The 22,439-nt window shown below is 69.7% G+C and carries 20 protein-coding genes and 1 pseudogene; 13 read left to right on the forward strand and 8 right to left on the reverse strand.

Annotated elements, in window-relative coordinates:
* Positions 1-2: 2 nt before the first annotated feature.
* From BKK79_RS33580 to BKK79_RS33590, 3 genes are all read right to left on the reverse strand, one after another.
* A complete protein-coding gene (locus BKK79_RS33580; RefSeq protein ID WP_157128660.1) occupies positions 3-983 on the reverse strand; it encodes a Bug family tripartite tricarboxylate transporter substrate binding protein in 981 nt (326 codons plus the stop codon).
* A 29-nt stretch (positions 984-1,012) separates the two neighbouring features.
* Positions 1,013-1,990 (reverse strand): Bug family tripartite tricarboxylate transporter substrate binding protein, encoded by a 978-nt coding sequence (locus BKK79_RS33585; protein WP_071022541.1) that lies wholly within the window; start codon positions 1,988-1,990, stop codon positions 1,013-1,015.
* Between the two features lie 82 nt (positions 1,991-2,072).
* A complete protein-coding gene (locus tag BKK79_RS33590; protein ID WP_071040008.1) occupies positions 2,073-2,465 on the reverse strand; it encodes a cupin domain-containing protein in 393 nt (130 codons plus the stop codon).
* A 175-nt stretch (positions 2,466-2,640) separates the two neighbouring features.
* Here BKK79_RS33590 and BKK79_RS33595 point away from each other — a divergent pair, with 175 nt between their 5' ends.
* Positions 2,641-3,378 (forward strand): IclR family transcriptional regulator, encoded by a 738-nt coding sequence (locus tag BKK79_RS33595; RefSeq protein ID WP_071022539.1) that lies wholly within the window; start codon positions 2,641-2,643, stop codon positions 3,376-3,378.
* Positions 3,379-3,638: 260 nt separating this feature from the next.
* A complete protein-coding gene (locus tag BKK79_RS33600) occupies positions 3,639-3,947 on the forward strand; it encodes a high-potential iron-sulfur protein (protein ID WP_071022536.1) in 309 nt (102 codons plus the stop codon).
* A gap of 42 nt (positions 3,948-3,989) precedes the next feature.
* Here BKK79_RS33600 and BKK79_RS33605 read toward each other — a convergent pair whose 3' ends face one another.
* Both BKK79_RS33605 and BKK79_RS33610 read right to left on the reverse strand, forming a co-directional pair.
* Positions 3,990-4,808, reverse strand: a complete 819-nt coding sequence (locus BKK79_RS33605) for a glycosyltransferase family 2 protein (protein ID WP_071019949.1) — start codon at positions 4,806-4,808, stop codon at positions 3,990-3,992.
* A 61-nt stretch (positions 4,809-4,869) separates the two neighbouring features.
* Positions 4,870-5,130, reverse strand: a complete 261-nt coding sequence (locus tag BKK79_RS33610) for a phosphopantetheine-binding protein (RefSeq protein ID WP_071019946.1) — start codon at positions 5,128-5,130, stop codon at positions 4,870-4,872.
* Positions 5,131-5,545: 415 nt separating this feature from the next.
* Here BKK79_RS33610 and BKK79_RS33615 point away from each other — a divergent pair.
* The 8 genes and pseudogenes from BKK79_RS33615 to BKK79_RS33650 all read left to right on the forward strand — a co-directional run bounded on the left by BKK79_RS33615 (position 5,546) and on the right by BKK79_RS33650 (position 14,800).
* A pseudogene (locus BKK79_RS33615) lies at positions 5,546-7,353 on the forward strand (AMP-binding protein).
* Positions 7,350-8,309, forward strand: a complete 960-nt coding sequence (locus BKK79_RS33620) for an LpxL/LpxP family acyltransferase (protein WP_071019944.1) — start codon at positions 7,350-7,352, stop codon at positions 8,307-8,309. The pseudogene BKK79_RS33615 and the gene BKK79_RS33620 overlap by 4 nt, the downstream one beginning before the upstream one ends.
* A gap of 4 nt (positions 8,310-8,313) precedes the next feature.
* A complete protein-coding gene (locus BKK79_RS33625; RefSeq protein WP_071040009.1) occupies positions 8,314-8,946 on the forward strand; it encodes a LolA-related protein in 633 nt (210 codons plus the stop codon).
* A 14-nt stretch (positions 8,947-8,960) separates the two neighbouring features.
* Positions 8,961-11,384 carry an MMPL family transporter gene (locus tag BKK79_RS33630; RefSeq protein ID WP_071040010.1) on the forward strand — a complete coding sequence of 808 codons (2,424 nt, stop codon included), beginning with the start codon at positions 8,961-8,963 and terminating at the stop codon, positions 11,382-11,384.
* Positions 11,381-12,247 (forward strand): polysaccharide deacetylase family protein, encoded by an 867-nt coding sequence (locus BKK79_RS33635; RefSeq protein ID WP_071019937.1) that lies wholly within the window; start codon positions 11,381-11,383, stop codon positions 12,245-12,247. Before BKK79_RS33630 ends, BKK79_RS33635 begins: the two co-directional genes overlap by 4 nt.
* Before the next feature lie 57 nt (positions 12,248-12,304).
* Positions 12,305-13,525 carry a beta-ketoacyl-[acyl-carrier-protein] synthase family protein gene (locus tag BKK79_RS33640; RefSeq protein WP_071040011.1) on the forward strand — a complete coding sequence of 407 codons (1,221 nt, stop codon included), beginning with the start codon at positions 12,305-12,307 and terminating at the stop codon, positions 13,523-13,525.
* On the forward strand, positions 13,522-14,334 hold the full coding sequence (locus BKK79_RS33645; RefSeq protein WP_071040012.1) for a beta-ketoacyl synthase chain length factor: 813 nt from the start codon (positions 13,522-13,524) through the stop codon (positions 14,332-14,334). Before BKK79_RS33640 ends, BKK79_RS33645 begins: the two co-directional genes overlap by 4 nt.
* Positions 14,335-14,353: 19 nt before the next feature.
* A complete protein-coding gene (locus tag BKK79_RS33650) occupies positions 14,354-14,800 on the forward strand; it encodes a hydroxymyristoyl-ACP dehydratase (protein ID WP_071022533.1) in 447 nt (148 codons plus the stop codon).
* A 98-nt stretch (positions 14,801-14,898) separates the two neighbouring features.
* On the opposite strand, the gene fahA is transcribed toward BKK79_RS33650, so the two are convergent.
* From fahA to BKK79_RS39615, 3 genes are all read right to left on the reverse strand, one after another.
* Complete coding sequence (fahA, locus tag BKK79_RS33655) at positions 14,899-16,167, reverse strand: fumarylacetoacetase (RefSeq protein WP_071019929.1); 1,269 nt, start codon at positions 16,165-16,167, stop codon at positions 14,899-14,901.
* A gap of 145 nt (positions 16,168-16,312) precedes the next feature.
* Complete coding sequence (hmgA, locus tag BKK79_RS33660) at positions 16,313-17,641, reverse strand: homogentisate 1,2-dioxygenase (RefSeq protein ID WP_071040013.1); 1,329 nt, start codon at positions 17,639-17,641, stop codon at positions 16,313-16,315.
* Positions 17,642-18,289: 648 nt separating this feature from the next.
* Positions 18,290-18,673, reverse strand: coding sequence for a helix-turn-helix domain-containing protein (locus BKK79_RS39615; RefSeq protein WP_083384510.1), 384 nt, complete (start codon positions 18,671-18,673; stop codon positions 18,290-18,292).
* Positions 18,674-18,947: 274 nt separating this feature from the next.
* Here BKK79_RS39615 and BKK79_RS33670 point away from each other — a divergent pair, with 274 nt between their 5' ends.
* The 3 genes from BKK79_RS33670 (at position 18,948) to BKK79_RS33680 (ending at position 22,163) form a co-directional block, all read left to right on the forward strand.
* Positions 18,948-19,583, forward strand: a complete 636-nt coding sequence (locus BKK79_RS33670) for a TetR/AcrR family transcriptional regulator (RefSeq protein WP_071019921.1) — start codon at positions 18,948-18,950, stop codon at positions 19,581-19,583.
* 139 nt (positions 19,584-19,722) lie between these two features.
* Positions 19,723-20,679: an alpha/beta fold hydrolase gene (locus tag BKK79_RS33675; RefSeq protein ID WP_071040014.1), complete on the forward strand. Its 957-nt coding sequence runs from the start codon at positions 19,723-19,725 to the stop codon at positions 20,677-20,679.
* A gap of 134 nt (positions 20,680-20,813) precedes the next feature.
* A complete protein-coding gene (locus tag BKK79_RS33680; protein ID WP_071040015.1) occupies positions 20,814-22,163 on the forward strand; it encodes an amidohydrolase in 1,350 nt (449 codons plus the stop codon).
* Positions 22,164-22,439: the final 276 nt, after the last annotated feature.

Below are 22,439 nucleotides of genomic sequence, written 5' to 3' on the forward strand. Positions count from 1 at the left end.
CCTCATTCCGGCTGGATGCCGGCGTCCTTGACCAGTTTGGTCCATTTGACCAGCTCATCGGCGACGAAGCCGGCGAACTGTCCGGGCGACTGCCCGAATCCTTCGAAGCCCAGTGCCTCGAAACGCGGAGCCACCTCCTTGCTCGTCGCGATGCGCGACAGCTCGCGGTTTAGCCGCGCCACGATCTCGGGCGGCAACCGCGCCGGCCCGAACACGCCGTTCCACGAGGTGATGTCGAACCCCTTGAGTTCCGGCGTCTCCGCCAGCGGCGGCAGCTCGGGCAGCAGCCGGCTGCGCTGCGCGGTGGTAACCGCCAGCGCGCGCAGCTTGCCGGCCTTGACGTTGGCGATGCCGGCCGCCACGTCGACGAACATCATCGGCACCTGCCCTGCGATCACATCGGTCATGGCCGGCGGCGTGCTCTTGTAGGGCACGTGCAGCAGGTCGAGCCTGGCCATGCGGCCCAGCGTGGCGCCGGCGACGATGCCGGTGCTGTTGCCGCTGGCATAGGACATGCCGGGGTGGGCGCGGCACCAGGCGATCAGCTCGGACACGGTCTTGACCGGCAGCTTGGGGTTGACCACCAGCATGAAGGGCAGGTTGCCCATGCGCGCCACCGGCGTGAAGTCGCGGATCGGGTCGTACAGCAGCTTCTTCATCAGCGACGGATTGGCCGAATGGGTGGTGTTGGTGGTCATGAACAGCGTGTAGCCGTCCGGCGCCGCCTGTGCCACCAGTTCCGCCGCGATGGCGCCGTTGGCGCCCGGACGGTTGTCCACCACCACGTTCTCCTTCAAGGCCTCGCCCAGCTCCCTGGCGGTGATGCGGGCCACCGCGTCGGTGCCGCTGCCCGCGGCGAACGGCACCACCAGCCGGATGGGCCGGCTCGGATAGGCATCGGCTGCGCGTGCCGGCGGCAGCGCGCCCGTGCACAGGAAGGCCAGCAGGATGGCGCACAGGCCAGGCAGCTTGGTCCGGATCATCATCAGTCCCCTCATTCCAGGCCTGGCGTTCATTGCGCCATCCTTTCCTTGTAGTGCGTATCCTTGACCAGCTTCGCCCAGCGCGCGCTGTCGTCGGCGATGATGGCGGCGAACTGTTCCGGCGTGCTGCCGACCGCCTCATAGTCGATCGCCGCCAGCCGTTCCTTGATCTCGGGGGAAGCGACGATGCGGCTCACTTCCTGGTTCAGCCGCACGATGATCTCCCTGGGCGTGCCGGCCGGCGCCAGCAGGCCGGCCCAGGAGTTGAAGCTCATGCCGGGAATGCCCGCCTCCTGCATGGTCGGCACGTCGGGCAGGGCCGGCGAACGCTTGGACGCCAGCACCGCCAGCGGGCGCAGCTTGCCGGCCCGGATCATCTGCATGCCGTTGAACGGATCGATGGTCATGTCCACCTCGCCGGCCACCACGGCCTGCAACTGGGGACCCGTGCCCTTGTACGGGGCGCTGACCATCTTGGGCGCGCCGATGGCCGTCTTGAAGGTCTCCCCGATCAGTTCGATCATGCTGCTGCCGGTCGACAGGCTCAGCGGCCGGCTGCCGGCACGCGCCAGCGCGACGAACTCCTGCACGGTCTTGGCCGGCACCGACGGGTGCACCACCATGACGAAGCCGATCGCGCTGATCAGGCTGATCGGCGCGAAGCTCTTGACCGGGTCGTAGCCAGCCTTGTACAGCACCGGGCTCAAGGTCTGCGCCCCCGCCGTGTTGAGCAGCAGCGTGTAGCCGTCCGGCGCGGCGCGCGCCACCTGGTCGGTGCCGATGATGCCGTTGGCGCCGGGCCGGTTTTCCACCACCACGGGCTGCTTGAGCGCCTCGCCCAGCTTCTGCGAGAACAGCCGCGCCACCATATCGGTGGCGCCGCCGGGCGCGTAAGGCACCACCAGCCGGATGGGCCGGCTCGGATAGGCATCCGCCCAGGCCAGCGCCGGCGTCAGGCACAATGCCGCGGCCAGCGCCAGTATCCGGCGTCGGGATCTCTGACTCATGCACACCTCCTCTTTGACCTGCTTGCCCTGCTCGATGGATTCCGGCACATGCCGCCGCGGCCCGCCGCCGGGCCGCCGGCGTTCAGGCCGGGCGCACCCCGCGCTGTGGAGACTCTTCGTACGGGGGGGCGTAGATCACCAGTACCTTGACCGGCTCGTCGCTGAGCACGGTGAACACATGCATGGTGTCGGCCGGGAAGAAACAGCAGTCGCCGGGGCCGAGTTCGCGCGACTGGCCGCCGATCTCGGCGCGCGCGCGGCCCTGCAGCAGGTAGCAGACCTGTTCGATGCCCGGATGCGCATGGGGCAGCGCGCCCTTGCCCTTCTCGATGGTGCCGTGCACCACTTCGAGCTGGGTGGCGCCGACAGTCTCGCGGCCGATCAGGCGGCGGTTGAGCGTGCCGGTGTGATTCGCCGGGTGGTAGCCGGGCACTTCGTCCGTGCGGACGAAGTATCGAGGCAGGTCTTGCGTCATGGCTGTCTCCGGGCGCCTTGGCGCCGTTTTCATAATTGTGAAAGCGATTTTATACTCATGAAAAACCAAGTCAACTATCGGAAACCACGATCGGGAGAGAGAGCACATGCGCCGCGCTGAAGGCCATCCCCAGCCTGCCCAGGCCGCCCAAGGCGCGACCCAGGGCGCCCAGACCATGAATGTGAAGACCGCGCTGCGGGTGATCGAGATCATCGAGACCTTCGCCCGCGAGCGGCGCGCCCTGTCGCTGACGGAGCTGGCGCGGCTGCTGTCGGTGCCGGCGTCGAGCTGCCTGGCGCTGATCCGCACCCTCACCGCCCTCGGCTACCTGTACGAAGCCGGGCGCCGCCAGGGCTACTACCCGACGGGGCGCCTGCTGGCCATGGCGCAGCAGATCGCGCGGCACGACCCGGTGCTCGACCGCGTCCACGACACCATGAACGAGTTGCGCGCGGCCACCGGCGAGACTGTCGTCATCGGCAAGCTGCACGACGGCGCCGCGGTGCTCTACCTCGACGTACTGGAATCCCCTCACGCGATCCGCTATATCGCCACGGCGGGCGAACGGCGCGAACTGCACGCCAACTCGATCGGCAAGGCGCTGCTATGGGCCATGGCGCCGGAGGAGCGGCAGGTCCTGCTCGCGCAGCTTTCCTACCGGGCCTTCACGCCGCGCACGCTGGCGAGCGCGGCGCAGCTGGAGGCCGACCTCGCCCGTGGCGCGGAACGGGGCAGCTTCGTCAACCTGGGGGAATCGATGCCGGACGTGGGCGCATTGGCCTGGCCGCTCAAGCTATCGGGCGAGTGGTACGGGATCTCGATCGCCGGGCCGGTCTACCGCATCGAGCCCAATCTCGAGCGCTTTGGCGCCATATTGCGTACCGCCTGCGCTACGCTGGAGAAAGTCAACTGATACCGATTGGAAAACCGGGCGTACGGGCTGCCCGCTGGCGAACCGCCAGGCGGCAACGGCTGGCACGATTGTTTCAGCGCTGAAATATCGATGTCATATCGATTTGCAGCGGGGACGCGGAACCTGGCACCGCCAAGGCTCGACGGCACGTGAATCGGGACGCGTTGGCTTGCCCTGCGCTACGCTGGCGGTCTTGCGCGTGGCCGTGCACGAACGGGCACGCATCTTCCCCACACCAATCTGAACGAGACCGATCCATGATGAATCCATCACGACGCGGCTTCCTGGCTTGCGGCCTGGGACTGAGCACCGCCTTTGCCTGGCAGCAAGCGGCCCGGGCGCAATCGACCCGCCTAGAGGAAAGCGATCCGGCCGCGCAAAAGGTCGGCTACGTGCACGACGCCGCCCGCGTGGACAAGGCCAGGTTCACCACTTACCAGTCCGGGCAGAACTGTGCCGGCTGTTCGCTCTACCAGGGCGACACAGGCAGTGCCTGGGGCGGTTGCGTGCTGTTCGGCGACAGGCAGGTCGCGGCCGCCGGTTGGTGCAGCGCGTACGCCACGATGTAAGCGCGCGCGGCCCGTCGGAAGCGGCGGAGCCGGCGCATGGGCTCAGCGTTTCACCGCTTCCGGCGCTTCGCCGCAGCGTGGCGGCTGCAGGCGCCGCCAGGCCAGCAAGGGCAGGCGCAGCAGTCCGCCCGTCAGCAGGCGCAAGTGCATCGACACCAGCAGCACGTTGTCGCGCAGGTAATTGAAGTGCGAGACGCCCCCCTCATCGGCGCGGAAGTAGCGTACCGGGGCATCCAGGTTGAGCGGATGCAGGCCGCGCCAGCACAGGCGCACCGCCACTTCCGGGTCGAAGTCGAAACGGCGCATCCACGGGCGCTCGGCCATGACCGCGCGCAGCGGCGCGATAGGATAGACGCGGAAGCCGTAGAGGGAGTCGCCGATGCCGGCCCAGAGCGTCTCCAGGTCCGTACACAGGTTGGAAAGCCGGCGCCCGTAGACGCGCTCGCGCGGCGCACTGCGGTCGAACAGCGGCCGGCCCAGCACGAGCGCCGCCGGGTCGCGCTGCGACGCCGCCATGAACGGCCGGATCAGGTGGGCGGGGTGCTGGCCGTCGGAGTCCATCACCAGCGCGTGGGTGAAGCCCGCCGCCGCGGCGCGTTCCGCCCCGTGCAGCACGGCCGCGCCCTTGCCGGCGTTGCGCGGCAGTTCCAGCACGCGCAGGCCCGGGTCGCGTGCGGCCTCTTCACGCAGCCACGCCGTGCTGGCATCCGTGCTGCCGTCGACCACGACCCATACGGGGTTCCAGGCACGCCGCGCCGCGCGAACGGTCTCGCGCACCTTGTCCCCCGGGTTGTAGCTGGGGATCAGTACGAGGTGGGTCTTCGATGCCTCCGGATCACCGGGGCCGAGGCGTCGATCCATCGTCTTCCTTCCGTGCGGCCGCCGACAGCGCCTGCCGTCGGCCGCCTTGCCCTCTTGCGATTCAGCGTGACCGCTGTTGTTGCGTATAGGCCGCCAGGCTGCCCAGCGACTGGAAAATGCGCTTGTTGTCCGGATTGTCCGAGCGCAGTTCGAAGCCGTATTTCTTGGACACGAGCAGCGCGATCTCGAGGATGTCGATCGAGTCCAGGCCGAATCCCTCGCCATAGAGCGGTGTATCGGGCCGGACGTCGGCCAGCGCGATATCCGTGATGTCGAGTTCGCCGATGATCAGGCGCGCGAGTTCGGTTTCCAGTTCGTTCATCATTCCAGGGGGCTGTGGGCTGCACGCCCGCGCGTCCGATGCTGCACGCGCGGCGCCGTGGCGGGTCGCCGAGGCTAAGGCTAAGGTATACTCGCGCTCCGCCTTCGTGGTGAATGCTACCAAGCTAGGCAATATCCCACTAGGCAAGAGAACTTTCGTAACAACATTGTCGGTGCCACCGGAAACCACCTCCCGCCGGTGCGGTCTTCCTGGCGTGGTCCGCCGGTTTTCGCGGCCGGCCCCGGTCGCAGGGGCGATCCGGGCCGCACATGCTGAGCGCCGTCATGTCTGTTGTCAATCGCTTTCCTCGACTTCCCTGCGCCCCGGCGCCCCGGCGGCCGCCCCACGCGGCGCGTCACCGCACCGGGCTGCCGGCCGCCTGATGCCGTCACGCAGCCCAGCCTTCCCGCTCGCCATGCCTGCCATTGCCCTTGTCTCCCATGCCTCGCCGGACGACGTGATCGCGTACCGGATGGGGCAGGCGGTCACGGTACGCCGCTTCCTGGCCGATGTCGCCCGGCTGGCCGCGCTGCTGCCGGCTGGCGGCCATGTGCTGAACCTGTGCGGCGACCGCTACCGATTCATGGTCGGCCTTTGCGCGGCACTGGTCGGCGGCAAGCCGAGCCTGCTGCCGCCGACACTGAATCCGCACACGCTTGCCGCGCTCTGCGCCGGCGCGACGGATACGGTGTGCCTCTATGACGACGAGGCCCTGGCCACCGAGGCCCTGGCGGCGACCGGCCTGCCGCGCCTGGCGTATCCCGCGGAGATGGCGGCTTGCTCGGCCGGCCTGGGTGAGCCGGGTGAGCCGGGTGAGCCGGGTGAGCCGGGTGAGCCGGGTGAAGCGCCGGCCGCCGCCGTTCCCGCCGCCCCGCTCATTCCGCTGATCCCGGCCGAGCGGATCATGGCCTATATCTTCACCTCGGGTTCTTCGGGCTTGCCCGTGCCGCATGCGAAAACGTGGGGGCAGATGGTGCGGCTCACCCGCGCGTCGGCCGCCCGCCTCGGCCTGGACGATGGACGCCGGCATGTCCTGGTCGGCACCGTGCCGCCCCAGCACATGTTCGGCTTCGAATGCACGGTGATGCTGGCCTTGCAGGCCGGCCTGGCCCTGCAGGCGGCGCCGGTCTTCTACCCGGCCGATATCCGCGCGGCGCTCGCAGCCGCCCCCCGCCCGCGCGTGCTCGTCACCTCGCCGCCGCACCTTCGTGCGGTGCTGGCAAGTGGCATCTCCCTGCCGCGCGCGGACCTGCTGCTGTCGGCCACCGCCGCCCTCCCCGCGGCCCTGGCGCATGAGGCTGAACACGGCTTCGGGGCGCCGCTGCTGGAAATCTACGGCAGCACCGAGACCGGACAGATCGCAGTACGCGCGAGTGCGCGCGACACTGCGTGGACATTGCTGCCGGGCATCGATCTGGACTGGCGCGCGCCGGCGGCTGGCGAGGAGGAAGACGGCCCGGTGGCCTGGGCATCCGGCGGCCACGTCGGCCAGGCGGTGCCGATGGGCGACCTGCTCGAACGCCTCGACGCACGCCGTTTCCTGCTGCATGGGCGCCGCGCGGACCTGGTCAATATCGCGGGAAAACGCAGTTCCCTGGCCTACCTGAACCACCAGTTGACCGCTATCGAGGGCGTGCAGGACGGGTGCTTCTTCCTGCCGGAGCCGGCGCCCGGGGCGGGCGCCGCGCGCCTCGTCGCGCTGGCGGTCGCGCCGGGCCTGGACAGCGGGCGCCTGCGGCGCGCGCTGCGCGAACGCATCGATCCTGCCTTCATGCCGCGCAGCGTGCTGCTGGTGGACAGCCTGCCGCGCAATGCCACCGGCAAACTGCCGCGCGACCAGCTGGCACCGCTGGTCGCGCGGCTGCTGGCGGCGCGCCGCGGGGAGCGCCCGTCATGAGCGCGCCGTACGGCTTCGGCATCCCGGCCAGCCACCCTGCCCTTCCCGGCCACTTTCCCGGACACCCGGTGGTACCGGGCGTGGTGCTGCTGGACCTCGCGGCGCTCCACCTGGCGGATACGCTCGGCCTCGCGCCCGGCCAACTGCGCCTGGGCACGGCGAAATTCCTGTACCCCGTCGCTCCCGGCGACTTCGTCGTCCTGCAATACACGCCGCCGACGGACGCTACCCTGCGCTTCACGTTGCGCGTGGGTGAGCACGATGTCGCCAACGGGGTTTTCAACATCGCACCCGCCGCCGCGCCAGCCGGCGCAGACGCGCCATGAGCGGCCCCGCCCCGCAGCCCGCCGGCCAGCCCGAATGGAGCGAAAGCCGCGAGCGCAGCAACCTCTTCCTGCTGCGGCTCATGACGTCGCTCTCGCTGCGCCTGGGCCGACGCGCCGCGCGGCTGCTGCTGTATCCGATCACGCTCTATTTTCTCGGCTTCGCGCCGCGGGCGCGGCGGGCCTCGCTGGCCTACCTGTCGCGCGTCAGCGGGCGGCGGGCACGCCTGCGGGATACCTTCGGCCATCTGCTGTCCTTCGCCAGCACCATCCTCGACCGGGTCTACCTGCTCAATGGCCGCTTCGAGCAGTTCGATATCCGCGTACACGGCACCGACGTCATCGACGCGGCGCTGGCCGACGGCGGCGGAGCCTTCCTGCTCGGCGCGCATCTCGGCAGCTTCGAAGTGATCCGCGCCGCCGGACGCCAGCGGCCCGGCCTGCAGGTGGCGATCACGATGTACGAAGAGAATGCGCGCAAGGTCAACGATGTGCTGCAGGCCGTCAACCCGGCCATGCGGCAGGACGTGATCGCGCTGGGCAGCCTGGACGCCATGCTCAAGGTGCGCGACTACCTGGAGCGCGGCTTCCTGGTCGGCATGCTGGCCGATCGCACGCTCGCGCAGCGCGCCAGCGATCCGGTCGAACCGCGCGACTTTCTCGGCGCGGCCGCCGGCTTTCCCACCGGCCCGCTGCGGATCGCGGCGATGCTGCGCCGCCCCACCCTGTTCATGACCGGCCTGTACCTGGGCGGCAACCGCTACGAGATCCACTTCGAGTGGCTCGCCGATTTTTCACGCACGCCCCGCCGCGATCGCGACGCCGAGATCGAGGCCGCGCTTGCCCGCTATGTCGCGGCGCTCGAGCGGCATTGCCGCGCGGCGCCGCGCAATTGGTTCAACTTCTACGATTTCTGGCAGGACAGCCGCTCCGGCGCACCTGCCAGCGCCCCACGCTGACGCCATGCCGCTTCGACGCTTCACGCCGCCCGCCCTGTTTCTCGCCGCCTGCCTGGCCTGTGCCCACACGCCCGTCGCGCGGGCCGCATCCGCCGTGCCCGCTGCGCCCGAAGCTCCGGCCCAGGCCGCCGGAGCCTGGGGTGTCGACCAGTTGATGTCGGCACTGGCCCAGCGCAAATCGGGCCGGGTCCGCTTCTCGGAACGCAAGTACCTGGCCATGCTGGAGCGCCCGGTGGACTCGACCGGCGAACTCGTCTTCGTCGCCCCCGACCATCTCGAGAAGCGCACGCTGACGCCCAAGCCCGAGAACATGGTGCTGGACGGCGACATGATGACCGTCGAGCGCGGCGGCAAGTCGTATGTGATGCCGCTGCAGAACTACCCGGAGCTGGCCGCCTTCATCGAGAGCATCCGCGCCACCCTGGCAGGCAACCGTGATGCCCTCGAGCGCTACTACCGGCTGCGCGTCGACGGCGTGGCGAACCGCTGGGCCCTGACGCTGGTTCCCACCGACGCGCGCATGGCAGCGCACGTCAAGCAGGTGCGTATCGACGGCGTGCGCGACAACCTCAGCAGTGTCGAGATCGTCCAGGCCGACGGCGACCGCTCGGTGATGCTGATCCGGCCGGCCCCCTGAGCGCGCCAGCACCTATGAACGCCTCGTCCGGCCCGCTCTCTTCCGCACCGGCACCGCGCCGGCCACGCCTTGCCGTCTGGTTGTGGCTGGCGCTGCTGCTGGCATGCGCCCTGGTAGCCTCGCGCAGCCGTTTCACGGCCGATCTCTCGGCCTTCCTGCCGCGCGCGCCGAGCACCGAGCAGCAGGTGCTGGTCGACCAGCTGCGCGACGGTCTCGTTTCGCGCCTGATCCTGGTCGGCATCGAAGGCGGCGACAGCGCAGGCCGCGCCACGCTGTCGCGCGCACTGGGTGCGAGCCTGCGCGCCGACCAGCGCTTCTCCGCCATCAGCAACGGCGAGCCGGTCAATCGCGAGGCCGACCAGCGTCTGCTCTACGGCCACCGCTACCTGCTCAGCCCGGCGGTGACGCCCGAGCATTTCTCACAGGAGGGCCTGCGCGCTGCCGTGGCGGACTCGCTCGACCTGCTGGCCTCGCCCGCCGGCCTGTTTACCAAGTCACTGCTGCCGCGCGATCCCACCGGCGAGATGGCCACGCTGCTGGGCCAGTTCGACGCCGGCCGCAGCGTGCCGATGCGCGACGGTGCCTGGGCCTCGCGCGATGGCCGGCGCGCAGTGCTGCTGGCGCAGACAGCCGCCGCGGGCGCCGACACCGATGCGCAGGAACAGGCCATCGCCGCCATCCGCACGGCCTTCGCCCAGGTCGCCAGCCGGCAGGAACTGCCCGCCAGTGCCGCCCCCTATCGGCTGCTGATGACCGGGCCGGGCGTGTTCTCGGTGCAGACGCGCGATACCATCCGGCACGATGTCGAACGCTTGTCGACCACGGCACTGGCCATCATCGCCGGCATGCTGCTGCTCGTCTATCGCTCGCCGCGCACGCTGGCGCTCGGCATGGTGCCGGTGCTCACCGGCGCGCTGGCCGGGGTCGCCGCCGTGAGCCTGGGCTTCGGCGGCACCGTGCACGGCCTGACGCTGGGCTTCGGCACCACCCTGATCGGCGAGGCGGTGGACTATTCGATCTACCTGTTCGTGCAGTCGGCCCACGCCGACAGCCGCGACCCGCGCGAGTGGGTGCGCCGCTTCTGGCCCACCATCCGCCTCGGCGTGCTGACCTCCATCTGCGGCTTTGCCTGCCTGCTGCTGTCCGGCTTTCCCGGTCTGGCGCAGCTCGGCGTGTACTCGATCGCCGGGCTTGCCGCCGCCGCGCTGACCACCCGCCATGTGCTGCCGCAACTGCTGCCGGCAGGCTTCCGCCTGCGCGACGTCAGCGCGCTGGGCGGCCGCCTCGCGCGCGCCGCGGCGGCGGCGGGGCGGTTGCGCTGGTGCGTGGTAGTGCTGCCGCTCGTCGCGCTGGCCATGCTCTGGCAGCACCCCGGCACGTTGTGGAATCCAGAGCTCTCATCGCTGAGCCCGGTGCCGAAGGACGCACAGGCCCTCGACAGTTCGCTGCGCGCCGACCTGGGCGCGCCCGACGTGCGCTATCTCATCGTGCTCGATGGCCCCGACCGCGAAAGCGTGCTGCAAGGCGCGGAGCGCGTCGGACGTGAGCTCGACGGCCTGGTGGCGCAAGGCGTGCTGACCGGCTACGAGACGCCCGCGCGCTACCTCCCCAGCGAAGCCACCCAGCGCGCCCGCCAGGCCAGCCTGCCGCCGCGCGCGGAACTGGCGCAGCGGCTGGCGGCCGCCGTGGCCGGCCAGCCGGTCAAGGCGAGCCTTTTCACCCCCTTCCTCGACGACGTCGAACGGGCCCGGCAGGCGCCGTTGCTGCAGGAGGACGACCTGCGCGGCAGTTCGCTGGCGCTGGCCGTCAGCGCCCTGTTGCGCCATCAGGGCGGGCGTTGGAGCGCCACCTTGCCGCTGCGCGCCAGCGGCACGCCCGAGGCGGCGCCGGTGCGGGCGGCGCTGGCGCGCGCCGGCGTGGCCGGCGCGCTCTTCGTCGACCTCAAGGGCGAATCCGACCGCCTCTACGACAACTATCTGCGCGAAGCCATCCATCTGGGCCTGGCCGGCTTTGCCGCCATCGTGCTGCTGCTGGCGGCGGCGCTGCGCTCGCCGGCGCGCGTGCTGCGCACGCTCATCCCGCTGGTTGCCGCCGCTCTCGTCGTCGCCGCCGCCTTGACCTTCAACGGGCGCCAGCTCAGCCTGCTGCACCTGGTGGGCATGCTGCTGCTGGTGGCGATCGGCTCGAACTACGCGCTGTTCTTCAACCAGCGCGCGGACGGCACGGCGACCGGCCCGTCGCCGCACACCCTGGTTTCGCTGGTGCTGGCCAACCTCGCCACCGTCGCCGCCTTCGGCCTGCTGGCCGCTTCCAGCTTGCCGCTGTTGCAGGCCTTCGGCCTGACGGTGGCCCCCGGCGCCGTGCTCGCGCTGCTTTTTTCCGCCATGCTGGCGGCGCCGCGCCGCCGCGGCGCGCGCACAACGGGAGGCCGGTCATGAGCGGCGCCCCCACCATGCTGGCGGGGGTCCGCCCCTGGCGCCCGTCCGGCCTGCTGTATGCGGCCGCGGCGACCCATGTCGGGGCCCTGGGCGCGGTACTGCTGGCGCCCGCCACGCTGCCCTGGGCGGCCGGCGGCGTTGCCGCGTCACACCTGCTGATGGCCGGTGCCGGCCTGTGGCCGCGCTGTGCCTGGCTCGGCCCCAACCTGCGCCAGCTGCCGCCGCAGGCAGAGGACTGCATCGCCCTCACCTTCGACGACGGCCCCGACCCTGAGCTGACGCCGCGGGTGCTGGACTGGCTGGCCCGCCATGACCTGCGCGCCACCTTCTTCTGCATCGGCGCGCGAGCCGAACGGCATCCCGCGCTGGTGCGGGAGATCGCCCGCGCCGGACACGCGGTCGAGAACCACAGCCAGCATCACTCTCACCGCTTCTCCGTGTCGGGCCCAGGCTGGATGCGCGCCGAGATCGCATCCGCCCAGCAGGTGCTGGCGGAGCTGGCGGGCACGGCGCCGCGCTTCTTCCGCGCCCCCGCGGGCCTGCGCAACCCCTTCCTGGAACCGGCGCTGTGCGGGCTCGGCCTGAACCTGGCGAGTTGGACCCGGCGCGGCTTCGATACCTTGCCCCGTGCCCGCCCCGAGCGCATCGCCGCCCGCCTGCTGCGCGGCCTGGCCGCGCGCGACATCCTGCTGCTGCACGACGGCCACGGCGCGCGCATGGCAGGCGGCACGCACACGCTGCCGGCGGTCCTGCCCCATGTGCTCGCCGCGGTGCAGGATGCCGGGCTGCGCTGCGTCACCTTGCGCGAGGCCTTCGCCGCTCCCGCCATCGCGCCCACGCGCCCGGAGGACGGGCAGGCCTGAGCTGCCGAGGCCCTTTGCTACAATTCAATGACCCCCGCAACCCGGCAAGTCCCCCCAGTGTCTCCCCTTCTGGTCTCCCATTTCACGGCCACCAGTTGCCTGGGCCATGGTCTCGACGCCATGAGCGCGGCCCTGCGCGAAGGACGTAGCGGCCTGGCACCGTGCTGCTTCAGCGATGTGGCGCTCGATACCTATGTCGGCGAGATTGCTCAAGTGGATAGCGTGCGGCTGCCGCCGGCGCTGATGGCCTTCGATTGCCGCAACAACCGCCTGGCGGAGCTGGCCCTGGCCCAGGACGGCTTCGCGCAAGCCGTGTCGAGCCTGGTGGCCCGCTACGGCACGCACCGCATCGGTGTCTTCGCCGGCACCAGCACCGGCGGCGTGCTCGAGACCGAGCTCGCCTACCGGCGGCGGGACGCGCTCACCGGTGCGTTGCCGGCCGGCTTCGAGTACGCCAAGGCGCACTCGTCGTTTTCGCTGGCGTCCTACCTGCGTGCGCGTTTCGGCCTGCAGGGGCCGGCCCTGGGGATTTCCTCGGCCTGCTCCTCCGGCGCCAAGGTCTTCGTTTCGGCGCAGCGCATGATCGAGGCCGGCGTGATCGATGCCGCCCTGGTTGGCGGCGTGGATTCACTGTGCCACACCACGTTGTACGGATTCAGCTCGCTCGAACTGGTCTCGCGCCAGGCCTGCCGCCCCTACGATGCACACCGTGACGGCATTTCCATCGGTGAAGGGGGGGCTTTCGCACTGCTGGAGCGTCCGGCGGCACATGGCGCAGAACTTCCGGGCGACGCCATCCTGCTGCTCGGCATCGGCGAGTCCAGCGATGCCCACCATATGTCCGCGCCGCATCCCGAGGGACTGGGCGCGCGCCTGGCGATGGCGCAGGCCCTGGTCTCGGCCGGCCTGCAAGCCGGTGACCTTGACTACGTTAACCTGCACGGCACCGCCACCCGCAGCAACGACGCCGCCGAAGGACGCGCCATGCTCGACCTGCTGCCGCGCACGCCCTGCAGTTCCACCAAGGGCGCCACCGGCCACACGCTGGGCGCCGCCGGCACGATCGAGGCGGTGGCTTGCGCGCTGGCCCTGCGGCACGGCCTGCTGCCCGGCAGCGCCAATACCACCGTGCTGGATCCTGCCTTGCCGCTCGCTTACCTGCTGCGCAGCCGCCGCGCGCCGCTGCGCTTCGCTCTATCCAATGCCTTCGGATTCGGCGGCACCAATTGCAGCCTGCTGTTCGGCCGTGCCGACGCCGTGGCGGGAGGGCGCGCATGAAACTGAGCGCCTGGATCGATGGCATCGGGCTGATCGGCCCCGGCCTGCCGGACTGGCCCGACGCGGCGGACATCCTCGCCGGGCATGCCGCTTACCACCCGAAGCGCACCGAAGCGCCGCCGCCGGCCGCGCTGCCGAGCGCCGAACGACGGCGCAGCGGCCCGGGCGTGCGCGTGGCGCTGGACGCGGCGAGCGAGGCGGTGGCAGCCAGCGGATGGCAGGCTGACGCATTGCCCGCCGTCTTCGCCGCCTCGGGCCCCGACGGCTACAACTATCACGCTATCTGCGAAACATTGGCCGGAGAGGATCGCTCCCTGTCGCCAACCCGCTTCCATAATTCGGTTCACAATGCGGCGGCGGGCTATTGGAGCATCGCCTGCGGCGCGATGACCGCGTCCAATGTGCTGACTGCCCACGATGCCAGCTTCGGCGCCGGCCTGCTCGATGCGATGAGCCTGCTTGCCTGCGACGGCGGGGCTTGCCTGCTGGTGGCCTACGACACGGACTATCCCGAGCCGCTGCGCACGCATCGGCCGATTCCCGACTGCTTCGGGCTGGGACTGGTGCTGGCTGCATCGGCCGGACCGCATACGCTGGCCCGCCTCGACCTGGCATGGAGCGCAGAGGCCGCGACCACACTGGCCGAGCCGGCGCTGGAGATGCTGCGCAGCGGCGTGCCGTCGGCACGCGCCCTGCCGCTGCTGCGCGTGCTTGCCGGCGGCAGCGGTGGCAGCGTCGTGCTGGACTATCTGGATGAACTGCGGTTGCGCGCCACGGTCACGCCCCATGGAGCAGACGGTGCAGGCTGAACCGGTCGCGCGCAGCGGCATGCCGGCGGCACCATTGCCGCACGAATGGATTGCGGCGCGGATTCCCCACCACGGCGCCATGTGCCTGCTCGACAGCGTGCTGGAACTCGATGCGGACCGCATCGTCTGCAGTGCGCGCAGCCATGCCGATCCGGCCAATCCGCTGCGCGCGGCCGGCAGGTTGGCTGCGGTCTGCGGCATCGAGTATGCGGCGCAGGCGATGGCCGCGCACGGTGCGGCGCTGCGCGCCGGCGGCGGGCGCCCTGCCCTGGGCTATCTCGCCAGCGTGCGCAAGCTTGCCATGCACGTCGAACGCCTCGACAACATCGCCGCGCCGCTGCGCATCGAGGCAGAACGCGCCGGCGCGGACGGCGATCGCGTGCTCTACCTGTTCACGCTCAGCGCAGACGGACGCTGCCTGCTGGAAGGCCGGGCCGCCGTGTTGCTGGAAGTACCGCGCCCCTGAATGCAGCGATGGGCGCGGTGGGGCGCGGTGATGGATGCAGTGATGGGCGGCGGCGGGCCGCCCATTCCCTTCAGCGGCAACAGCCGCTTCAGGCTCGCTCAGGCAGCGATGGCCGGCAGGATGCGGCCACGCACCTCGCCGAAGCCGATGCGATAGCCGTCGCCCTGGCACCAGCCACGCATCACCACCTCGTCGCCATCCTCCAGGAAGCCGCGCTTGGCGCCGCCAGGCAGCGTGACCGGCTCGGCGCCGTTGCGCGTCAGTTCCAGCAGGCTGCCATAGGAATCCGGCGTGGTGCCGCTGATGGTGCCGGAGCCCATCAGGTCGCCGACGCGGACATTGCAGCCGGACACCGTGTGGTGGGCCAGTTGCTGCGCCATGGTCCAGTACATCGCCTTGAAGTTGGTGCGGCTGATAGTGGCGGCGTCTTCCGCGCCGTCGGCGCGCAGCAGCACCTCCAGGTCGATGTCGTAGGCGTTGCGGGCCTGCTGGCGCAGGTAGGACAGCGGCTCGGGCGATTGCGCCGGGTTGTCGCGGCGGAACGGCTCCAGCGCTTCCATCGTCACCACCCAGGGCGAGATCGACGTGCCGAAGGTCTTGCTATTGAACGGTCCGAGCGGCACGTATTCCCATTGCTGGATATCGCGCGCGCTCCAGTCGTTCAGCAGCACCATGCCGAACATGTGCTCCGGTGCGGCCGCGGTGCTGACCGGCGCGCCCAGCGCCGAATCCTTGCCGACGATGAAGCCCATCTCCAGTTCGAAGTCCAGCTTGCGGCAGGGCCCGAACAGCGGGCGGGCCTCGTTCGGCAGCTTGATCTGGCCGTTGGGACGGTGCAGCTCGGTACCGCTGACCACCACCGAGCTGGCGCGGCCGTTGTAGCCGATCGGGATCTCCAGCCAGTTCGGCAGCAGCGCGTTTTCCGGGTCGCGGAACATGCGGCCGACGTTGGTGGCGTGCTCCTTCGACGAGTAGAAATCGGTGTAGCCGGGAATCTGCACCGGCAGGTGCAGGGTCACCCAGCTGGCGGGCGCCAGCGCGGCGGCGCGCAGCGCGGGATTGCCTTCGAGCGCCTTGTCGTCGCCCGACAGCAGCGCGGTCAGGCGCTGGCGCGTCTCGGACCAGACCGGCTTGCCCAGCGCGATGAAGCGATTCAGGCTGTCGCCGTCGAACGCGCCCTTGGCGGCGGCAGGCAGCAGGCCGGCTTCGTCGAGCACTGCCAGGTCGAGCACCATATCGCCGATGGCCACGCCCACGCGCGGGGTCTTGCCGTTGGCCGAAAAGATGCCGTACGGCAGGTTCTGCAGCGGAAAATCGGTCTGGCCGTCGTTGGCGGATTCGATCCAGCTCGTCTTGCGATCAGTCATTTGGGGCTCCGGAAAATGCGGCCGGCATGGCGCCTGGGGGCGGCGGCCATGCCGAGGACTTCAGTCTGTCTGGGTTAGGTCGGGCCGGGCACCCGCAGCGCGGGCGCCTGCCTCGGCGCTGGTGCAGCGCCGGTTCCATGCTCGTTCAACGCTGGTTGGGATTGAAGTGTTTCTTCAGGCCTTGCCAGCAAGTGTAGTAGTCGGGCTGCAGGTTAGCGGATTCCGCCGCGTAGCGGGTCGGACGGATCACCCCGGGCGTCTCGAACATGAAGGCCATGGTGTCGGTGATCTTGTGCGGCGCGCTGGTGTCGGCGGCGCTGGCACGCTCGAAAGTCTCCGCATCCGGACCGTGGCCGCTCATGCAGTTGTGCAGGCTCGCGCCACCCGGCAGGAAGCCTTCGGCCTTGGCATCGTACACGCCGGCGATCAGGCCCATGAACTCGCTGGCGATGTTGCGGTGGAACCAGGGCGGGCGGAACGAATCCTGCATGGCCAGCCAGCGCGGCCCGAAGATGACGAAGTCGATGGTATCGACGCCTGGCGTGTCCGACGGCGATTGCAACACCAGGAAGATCGACGGATCCGGGTGGTCGTAGCTGATCGAGCCGATCGTATTGAAACGGCGCAGGTCGTATTTGTACGGGGCGTAGTTGCCGTGCCAGGCCACTGCGTCAAGCGGCGAGTGGCCGATATCGGCGCGCCACAGATTACCCTGGAATTTCGCCACCAGTTCGAAATCGCCCTCGCGGTCTTCGTACCAGGCCACCGGCGTGAGGAAATCGCGCGGGTTGGCCAGGCCGTTGGAGCCGATCACGCCCAGGTCGGGCAGCTTGAACAACGCACCGTAGTTCTCGCAGATATAGCCGCGCGCCTCGCCGTCCGGCAGTTCCACGCGGAAGCGCACGCCGCGCGGAATCACGGCGATCTCCTGCGGCTCCACTTCCAGCCGGCCCATCTCCGTCGCCAGCAGCAGGCGCCCCTGCTGGGGCACGATCAGCATCTCGCCGTCCGCGTTGTAGAAGAAGCGGTCCTGCATCGAGCGGTTGGCCAGGTACAGGTGGATGCCGCAACCGCTCATCGCCTCGGGACCGCCATTGCCGCCCATGGTGATGATGCCGTCGATGAAATCGGTCGGCGCGGCAGGCATCGCTTCGGGGCTCCAGCGCATCTGGTTGGGCGAAGCCGGTACTTCATCGAAGCGGCTCAGCCAGCGCGTCTGCGCCATCTGCGTGAAGGGACTGTGCAGCGCCGCCGGGCGGATCCGGTAAAGCCAGGAACGGCGGTTGTGCGCACGCGGGGCGGTGAAGGCCGTGCCCGACAACTGCTCGGCATACAGGCCGTACGGAGCACGCTGCGGGGAGTTCTGGCCGACCGGCAGCGCGCCGGGCAGTGCCTCGGTGGCGAACTCGTTGGCAAAGCCGGACTGATAGCCGTCCGCAGCGGACTGCGCCGCCATCGATTGGGTCTGGGTCATCTCGTCTGTCTTCCTCTATCTCGGTGAATCGGCGCGCCGGCGCCGGTTTCGGGTCAGGCCGCGCGGCCCCGCTCCCGTGGAGCGCGCCATGGCGGCCCGTCACCCCGCTGCCTTGAGCCGGGGACACCCGCCTGATGCCTCACACGAAATTACGTATTCCGTAATTGATTTACTATATCGTAATCCTCGCTGGCAGCGCCTGTCAAACGATGCCGGCGGACGCCTCGCCGGACGGGCTGCTGAGCCAAAGCATAGGCGCAGCCATCCGCGGCCGCGACGGAGCCGGCACCGCCCTGCGGGCGGAAGGCGCAGGGGCACCGATGCCGCCAGGCAAGCCAGTGCGGTCAGCGTGGAAATGTGTGGAGGAAGCAGTGCGGGGCCTGCGTCAGCAGGCGTACGGCGGGTGAGGGAAAGCGGTACGGCGGGGCACGACACGAACCGGCGCGCGGAGCCGGCACAGCAGCGCCGCACCGGCACGGCGGTCGGCAAGGAGACCTGCGCCGCATCGGCGGCGTGTACCCGCCACAGGTGTCGAGCCACCTGTGGCGAGGCAAGAGAACGGAAACGAGGCGGCCAGCCACCCCGCCCTGTCAAGGACGGTGTGGCAGGAGACCCCATGCGGGGCCTGCCTGCCGGCTTCTCTGTCTCTTAGAGGGGCTTGTGGCCTTCGCCGGGGGCGGAACCGAAGCCGCCGGGGCTCGGCGTGGCCGCCGGCGCCACGGGGGCGACCGTCGGCGCGGGACCGGCCATCGAGGCCACCGTCACGCCGCCGTTGCGGCTGGCGATGAAGGCATTGACTTCGGCAGCAAGTTGCTGCGGCGCCAACACCACTTCCAGTCCTAGCGCCTCGCATGCGGCCAGGAAAGTTGACATACGCGGGTCAGCCTGACCCGATTCCGCCCGCAGGTACGCTTCCCGGGAAATCCCGGCCTTTCGGGCGACATCTTCCTGCTTGAGCTTGCGCGCTCGGCGCAGGGCCCGCAGTTGCCGGAACGGTTCGCTAGCGCCACGTGGCACGGCTGTACTGTTCATATCGGTCTCCAGTCACCAGTTGAAAAAGTGCGCGGACGTGCATTCGAGTATAGAGCACGCAAGGCATTCCGTATGTAATTGCGGCAACACTTTGTGCAGATTTCTTCTGATCCCTGCACAGCGCGTCGAAAACCGCACATATAGACGCTTTGAAAGGGCAAATTCAGCACAAATCTACACTTCCGCCCCGTCTCTAACGGGACAGTGGATCACTCGTTGACCGCAAATTCGTTACAACACTTTACAAAACGACCGGTCGTGCTATTCTGGCGCCATGTTGAAAGGTCAACTGACACGCACTGCCATCCTCGAGCAAGCCTTCGAGACGGCCGCCCGCATCGGCTTCGATGCGCTCTCCCTCGCCACCCTGGCCCAGGACACCAGCATGTCCAAAAGTGGCCTGTACGCGCATTTCAAGTCGAAGGAAGCGCTGCAGCAGGCGGTGCTGGAACTGGCCACGGAGCGCTTCGCCACCATGGTGGTACGTCCTGCCCTGCGCGAGCGGCGCGGCGAAGCGCGCTTGCGTGCCCTCTTCGAAGGGTATCTGGCGTGGATCTGCGGTTCCGCCACGCGGGGCTACTGCCTGTTCATGGCCCTGGGACAGGAATACCGGGACCGGCCGGGACCGATCCGCGAGCGCGTAGTGCAGGCGCTGGGCGCCTGGCACGGCGTGATCGCGCGCGTGGTGGAGGGGGCAATCGCGGTCGGCGAACTGCCGCCCGACACCGATGCGCGCCAGTTCGCCTTCGAGATGGTCGGCATCGGCATGTCCTTCCAGCAATCGTTCCAGCTGCTCGGCCGCGCCGACGCGCAACTGCTGGCCCGCGATGCGTTCGACGGCCTGCTGGCACGCTCGCGCCTCCCCAAGGGCCGGCCATCTGGGCGTCATCAGGTGGCAGCACGAGTGTGAGGTAGACGGCCCTCGCCACCAGGCGAGGGTCCTGCCTCGTTTTTTTAACCCGAAAATAGCACGACCGGTCGGTCTTTACAGCAGGTACCCGGAGCACCGGCCCGCACCTGCGCAGCATCCACCCCTTGGAGGTAGTGACGTGTCGGATTCCCTCTCCTCGCGCGCGCCGCAGGGCCGCGCCTCCGCCCGGCCGGACGCAGCGGCGGCCTGGCAGCAACTGGGCTGGCAATTGGCCGGACTGGTCTACCCGCAAGGCGTCGCACGGGCTTTCGAGCGCGCCTGCTTCGAGCCCCCGCCCCCGCGCTACGACGCGGCCGCGCAGTCGCTGCTCGACAGCGCACGCGCGGACTGGGCCCTGGTGACCGGCCAGGGTGGCAGCCGCCGCATCCGCGTCTATCGCTGGGGCAGCCGCGGCCCGACGGTCCTGCTGGCGCACGGATGGGGCGGCCATGCGGGCCAGTGGCATGCCCTCGTGCCCGCTCTGCTGCAGGCCGGCTTTCGCGTGGCCGCATTCGATGCCTTGTGCCACGGCGCCTCGGATGCCGGCGCGCAGGGGCCGCGACGGTCCGCCTTGCCGGAGATGGCGCGCGCACTGCTGGCTGCTGCCTGGCATGTCGGCCCGGTCCACGCCGTGGTAGCGCACTCGCTGGGCGGCGCGGCTGCCGCGCAGGCGTTTCGCGAGGGCCTGCTGCCCCCGCATGCGGTCCTGATCGGCGCGCCGGCCGACATGTTCCGTGCGGTCTCCGCGCAGGCCTGGCGCCTCGGCATCGGACCTGCTGTCGTGCAGCGCGTACAGCGACGTGCCGAACAATGGATGGGCATGTCCTGGTCCGCCTTCAACGTGCCGGCGGTCGGTCGCGAGCGCCAGGTACCGCGCACGCTGGTGGTCCATGATCGCGGCGACCGCGAGGTCGCCTGGGAAGACGGCGCGGCCATTGCCGGCGCCTGGCCTGGCGCCCGTCTCCATACCACCGACGAACTCGGCCACCGCCGCATCCTGCGCGACCCCGATGTGCTGGCCCGCGTGGTGGCCTTCCTGGCGCCCGATGCGGTGGCCGGCAAGGCCGCGCCACTCGCCGAGGCCGCGCAGGCCTGAGCAGGATGCCACCGGCGGCCGCGTTGACAGCTGGCGATGCCGCCGCCAATACTCTGGCGCTGGATGCGCAGGCCAGAGCCGGCCCGTAGCGGCCACCACGCGCACCAGCCATGATCGACGAGGAGACAACCCGCATGAGCCATCGCCGCCGAGCCGTGCAGCTCGCCTGCACCGCCCTGCTGACCCTTTGTGCCGCATCCGCCGGCGCCCAGGACAGCGGCGCCATCGACCCCATGGCCGCCCGCCAGGCGGTCGACGCCCAGTTGAGCGCCATCTATCCCGACCTGGACGCACTTTACAAGGATATCCACGCCCACCCCGAACTGGGCTTCCAGGAGACGCGCACCGCCGCCACACTGGCGCGCGAAATGCGCCGCCTCGGCTTCGAGGTCACGGAAGGTCTCGGCAAGACCGGCCTGGTCGCCATCTACCGCAACGGCAGCGGTCCGACGGTGATGGTGCGCACCGAGCTCGACGCCTTGCCGATGGCGGAAAAGACCGGCCTGCCCTATGCCAGCCAGGTGGTGACCGACTGGAACGGCAAGCCGACGCCGATGGCGCACAGCTGCGGCCATGACATCCACATGGCGGCCTGGGTCGGCACGGCGCGCACGCTGGTGGCGCTGAAGGAACGCTGGCACGGTACGCTGATGTTCGTCGCGCAACCCGCCGAGGAGCTGGTTTCCGGCGCGGAATCCATGCTCAAGGCGGGCCTGTTCACCCGCTTCGGCAAGCCTGACTATGCCTTCGCCTTGCACACCGCGCCCGCGCCGGTCGGCATGATCGGCTTCAACAGCGGCGCCGTCACGTCGAATTCAGATGGGCTGGAGGTCCGCTTCAAGGGGCGTGGCGGCCATGGCTCGGCCCCGGACAAGACCATCGACCCGATCATGATGGGCTCACGCTTCGTGGTCGACCTGCAGAGCGTAGTCAGCCGCGAGAAGGACCCGCAGGAATTCGGTGTGGTGACCGTCGGCGCCTTCCAGAGCGGCACGGTAGGCAACATCATCCCTGACGAGGCCATCGTGCGCGGCACCATCCGCTCCTACAAGCCCGAGGTGCGTGAAGGACTGCTGGCCGGCGTGCGGCGTACCGCCAGGGCGGTGGCCGACATGGCGGGCGCCCCGGAGCCGGAAGTACGCATCGAGGCCGGCGGCAAGGCGGTCAACAATGATGCGCAACTGGTCAGCAGCACCGAAGCCGTGCTGCGCGGCGCCTACGGCAAGAACGTCATGCACGTGCCGCCGATCACCGCCAGCGAAGATTTCTCGGACTTCGTCAATGCGGGCGTTCCGTCGATGTTCTTCTTCGTCGGTGTCTACGATCTCCAGCGCTATCTCGATTCGCGCAAGCCAGGTGCGGCGCCGCTGCCGTCGAACCATTCGCCCTACTTCGCCCCGGTGCCGGAGCCGTCGATCAAGACCGGCGTCGGCGCCATGAGCCTGGCCGTGATGAACGCACTGACGCTGCCCAAGACCAACTGACGGCATCCGGCCCGCGCGATTCGGCTTGGCGGGCACGCCGGCGCTTGCGGCTGTCTTCGCCACGGCCACGGCCAGGGACGCTGCTGGCGTTCAGGGGGCCGGCGGAGGGCGGCGAAGACGCTCTCCGCCGCATAAGGTGTGGGTGGAAAAATCCCGGCCGTTAATTGAATTAGATAGCCAGGAAATAGCCCGCGCCCGCACCTCGCGCCGTCATGCCAGCCGCCCTGGCCGACGCCCGTTTGGCCGTCATTCACACGCAATGATGTGCTGTGCGCG

The organism is Cupriavidus sp. USMAA2-4, from assembly GCF_001854305.1.
Lineage (GTDB): Bacteria > Pseudomonadota > Gammaproteobacteria > Burkholderiales > Burkholderiaceae > Cupriavidus > Cupriavidus malaysiensis.

What these genes read in the sequence shown, in the direction of transcription:
- BKK79_RS33585 (WP_071022541.1), bottom strand. Translation starts at nt 1,990, where the DNA reads ATGAGTCAGAGATCCCGACGCCGGATACTGGCGCTGGCCGCGGCATTG.
- BKK79_RS33625 (WP_071040009.1), top strand. Translation starts at nt 8,314, where the DNA reads ATGCCGCTTCGACGCTTCACGCCGCCCGCCCTGTTTCTCGCCGCCTGC.
- BKK79_RS33580 (WP_157128660.1), bottom strand. Translation starts at nt 983, where the DNA reads ATGATCCGGACCAAGCTGCCTGGCCTGTGCGCCATCCTGCTGGCCTTC.
- BKK79_RS33595 (WP_071022539.1), top strand. Translation starts at nt 2,641, where the DNA reads ATGAATGTGAAGACCGCGCTGCGGGTGATCGAGATCATCGAGACCTTC.
- BKK79_RS33590 (WP_071040008.1), bottom strand. Translation starts at nt 2,465, where the DNA reads ATGACGCAAGACCTGCCTCGATACTTCGTCCGCACGGACGAAGTGCCC.
- BKK79_RS39615 (WP_083384510.1), bottom strand. Translation starts at nt 18,673, where the DNA reads ATGAACAGTACAGCCGTGCCACGTGGCGCTAGCGAACCGTTCCGGCAA.
- BKK79_RS33630 (WP_071040010.1), top strand. Translation starts at nt 8,961, where the DNA reads ATGAACGCCTCGTCCGGCCCGCTCTCTTCCGCACCGGCACCGCGCCGG.
- BKK79_RS33620 (WP_071019944.1), top strand. Translation starts at nt 7,350, where the DNA reads ATGAGCGGCCCCGCCCCGCAGCCCGCCGGCCAGCCCGAATGGAGCGAA.
- BKK79_RS33645 (WP_071040012.1), top strand. Translation starts at nt 13,522, where the DNA reads ATGAAACTGAGCGCCTGGATCGATGGCATCGGGCTGATCGGCCCCGGC.
- hmgA (WP_071040013.1), bottom strand. Translation starts at nt 17,641, where the DNA reads ATGACCCAGACCCAATCGATGGCGGCGCAGTCCGCTGCGGACGGCTAT.
- BKK79_RS33600 (WP_071022536.1), top strand. Translation starts at nt 3,639, where the DNA reads ATGAATCCATCACGACGCGGCTTCCTGGCTTGCGGCCTGGGACTGAGC.
- BKK79_RS33680 (WP_071040015.1), top strand. Translation starts at nt 20,814, where the DNA reads ATGAGCCATCGCCGCCGAGCCGTGCAGCTCGCCTGCACCGCCCTGCTG.
- fahA (WP_071019929.1), bottom strand. Translation starts at nt 16,167, where the DNA reads ATGACTGATCGCAAGACGAGCTGGATCGAATCCGCCAACGACGGCCAG.
- BKK79_RS33635 (WP_071019937.1), top strand. Translation starts at nt 11,381, where the DNA reads ATGAGCGGCGCCCCCACCATGCTGGCGGGGGTCCGCCCCTGGCGCCCG.
- BKK79_RS33650 (WP_071022533.1), top strand. Translation starts at nt 14,354, where the DNA reads ATGCCGGCGGCACCATTGCCGCACGAATGGATTGCGGCGCGGATTCCC.
- BKK79_RS33610 (WP_071019946.1), bottom strand. Translation starts at nt 5,130, where the DNA reads ATGAACGAACTGGAAACCGAACTCGCGCGCCTGATCATCGGCGAACTC.
- BKK79_RS33605 (WP_071019949.1), bottom strand. Translation starts at nt 4,808, where the DNA reads ATGGATCGACGCCTCGGCCCCGGTGATCCGGAGGCATCGAAGACCCAC.
- BKK79_RS33670 (WP_071019921.1), top strand. Translation starts at nt 18,948, where the DNA reads ATGTTGAAAGGTCAACTGACACGCACTGCCATCCTCGAGCAAGCCTTC.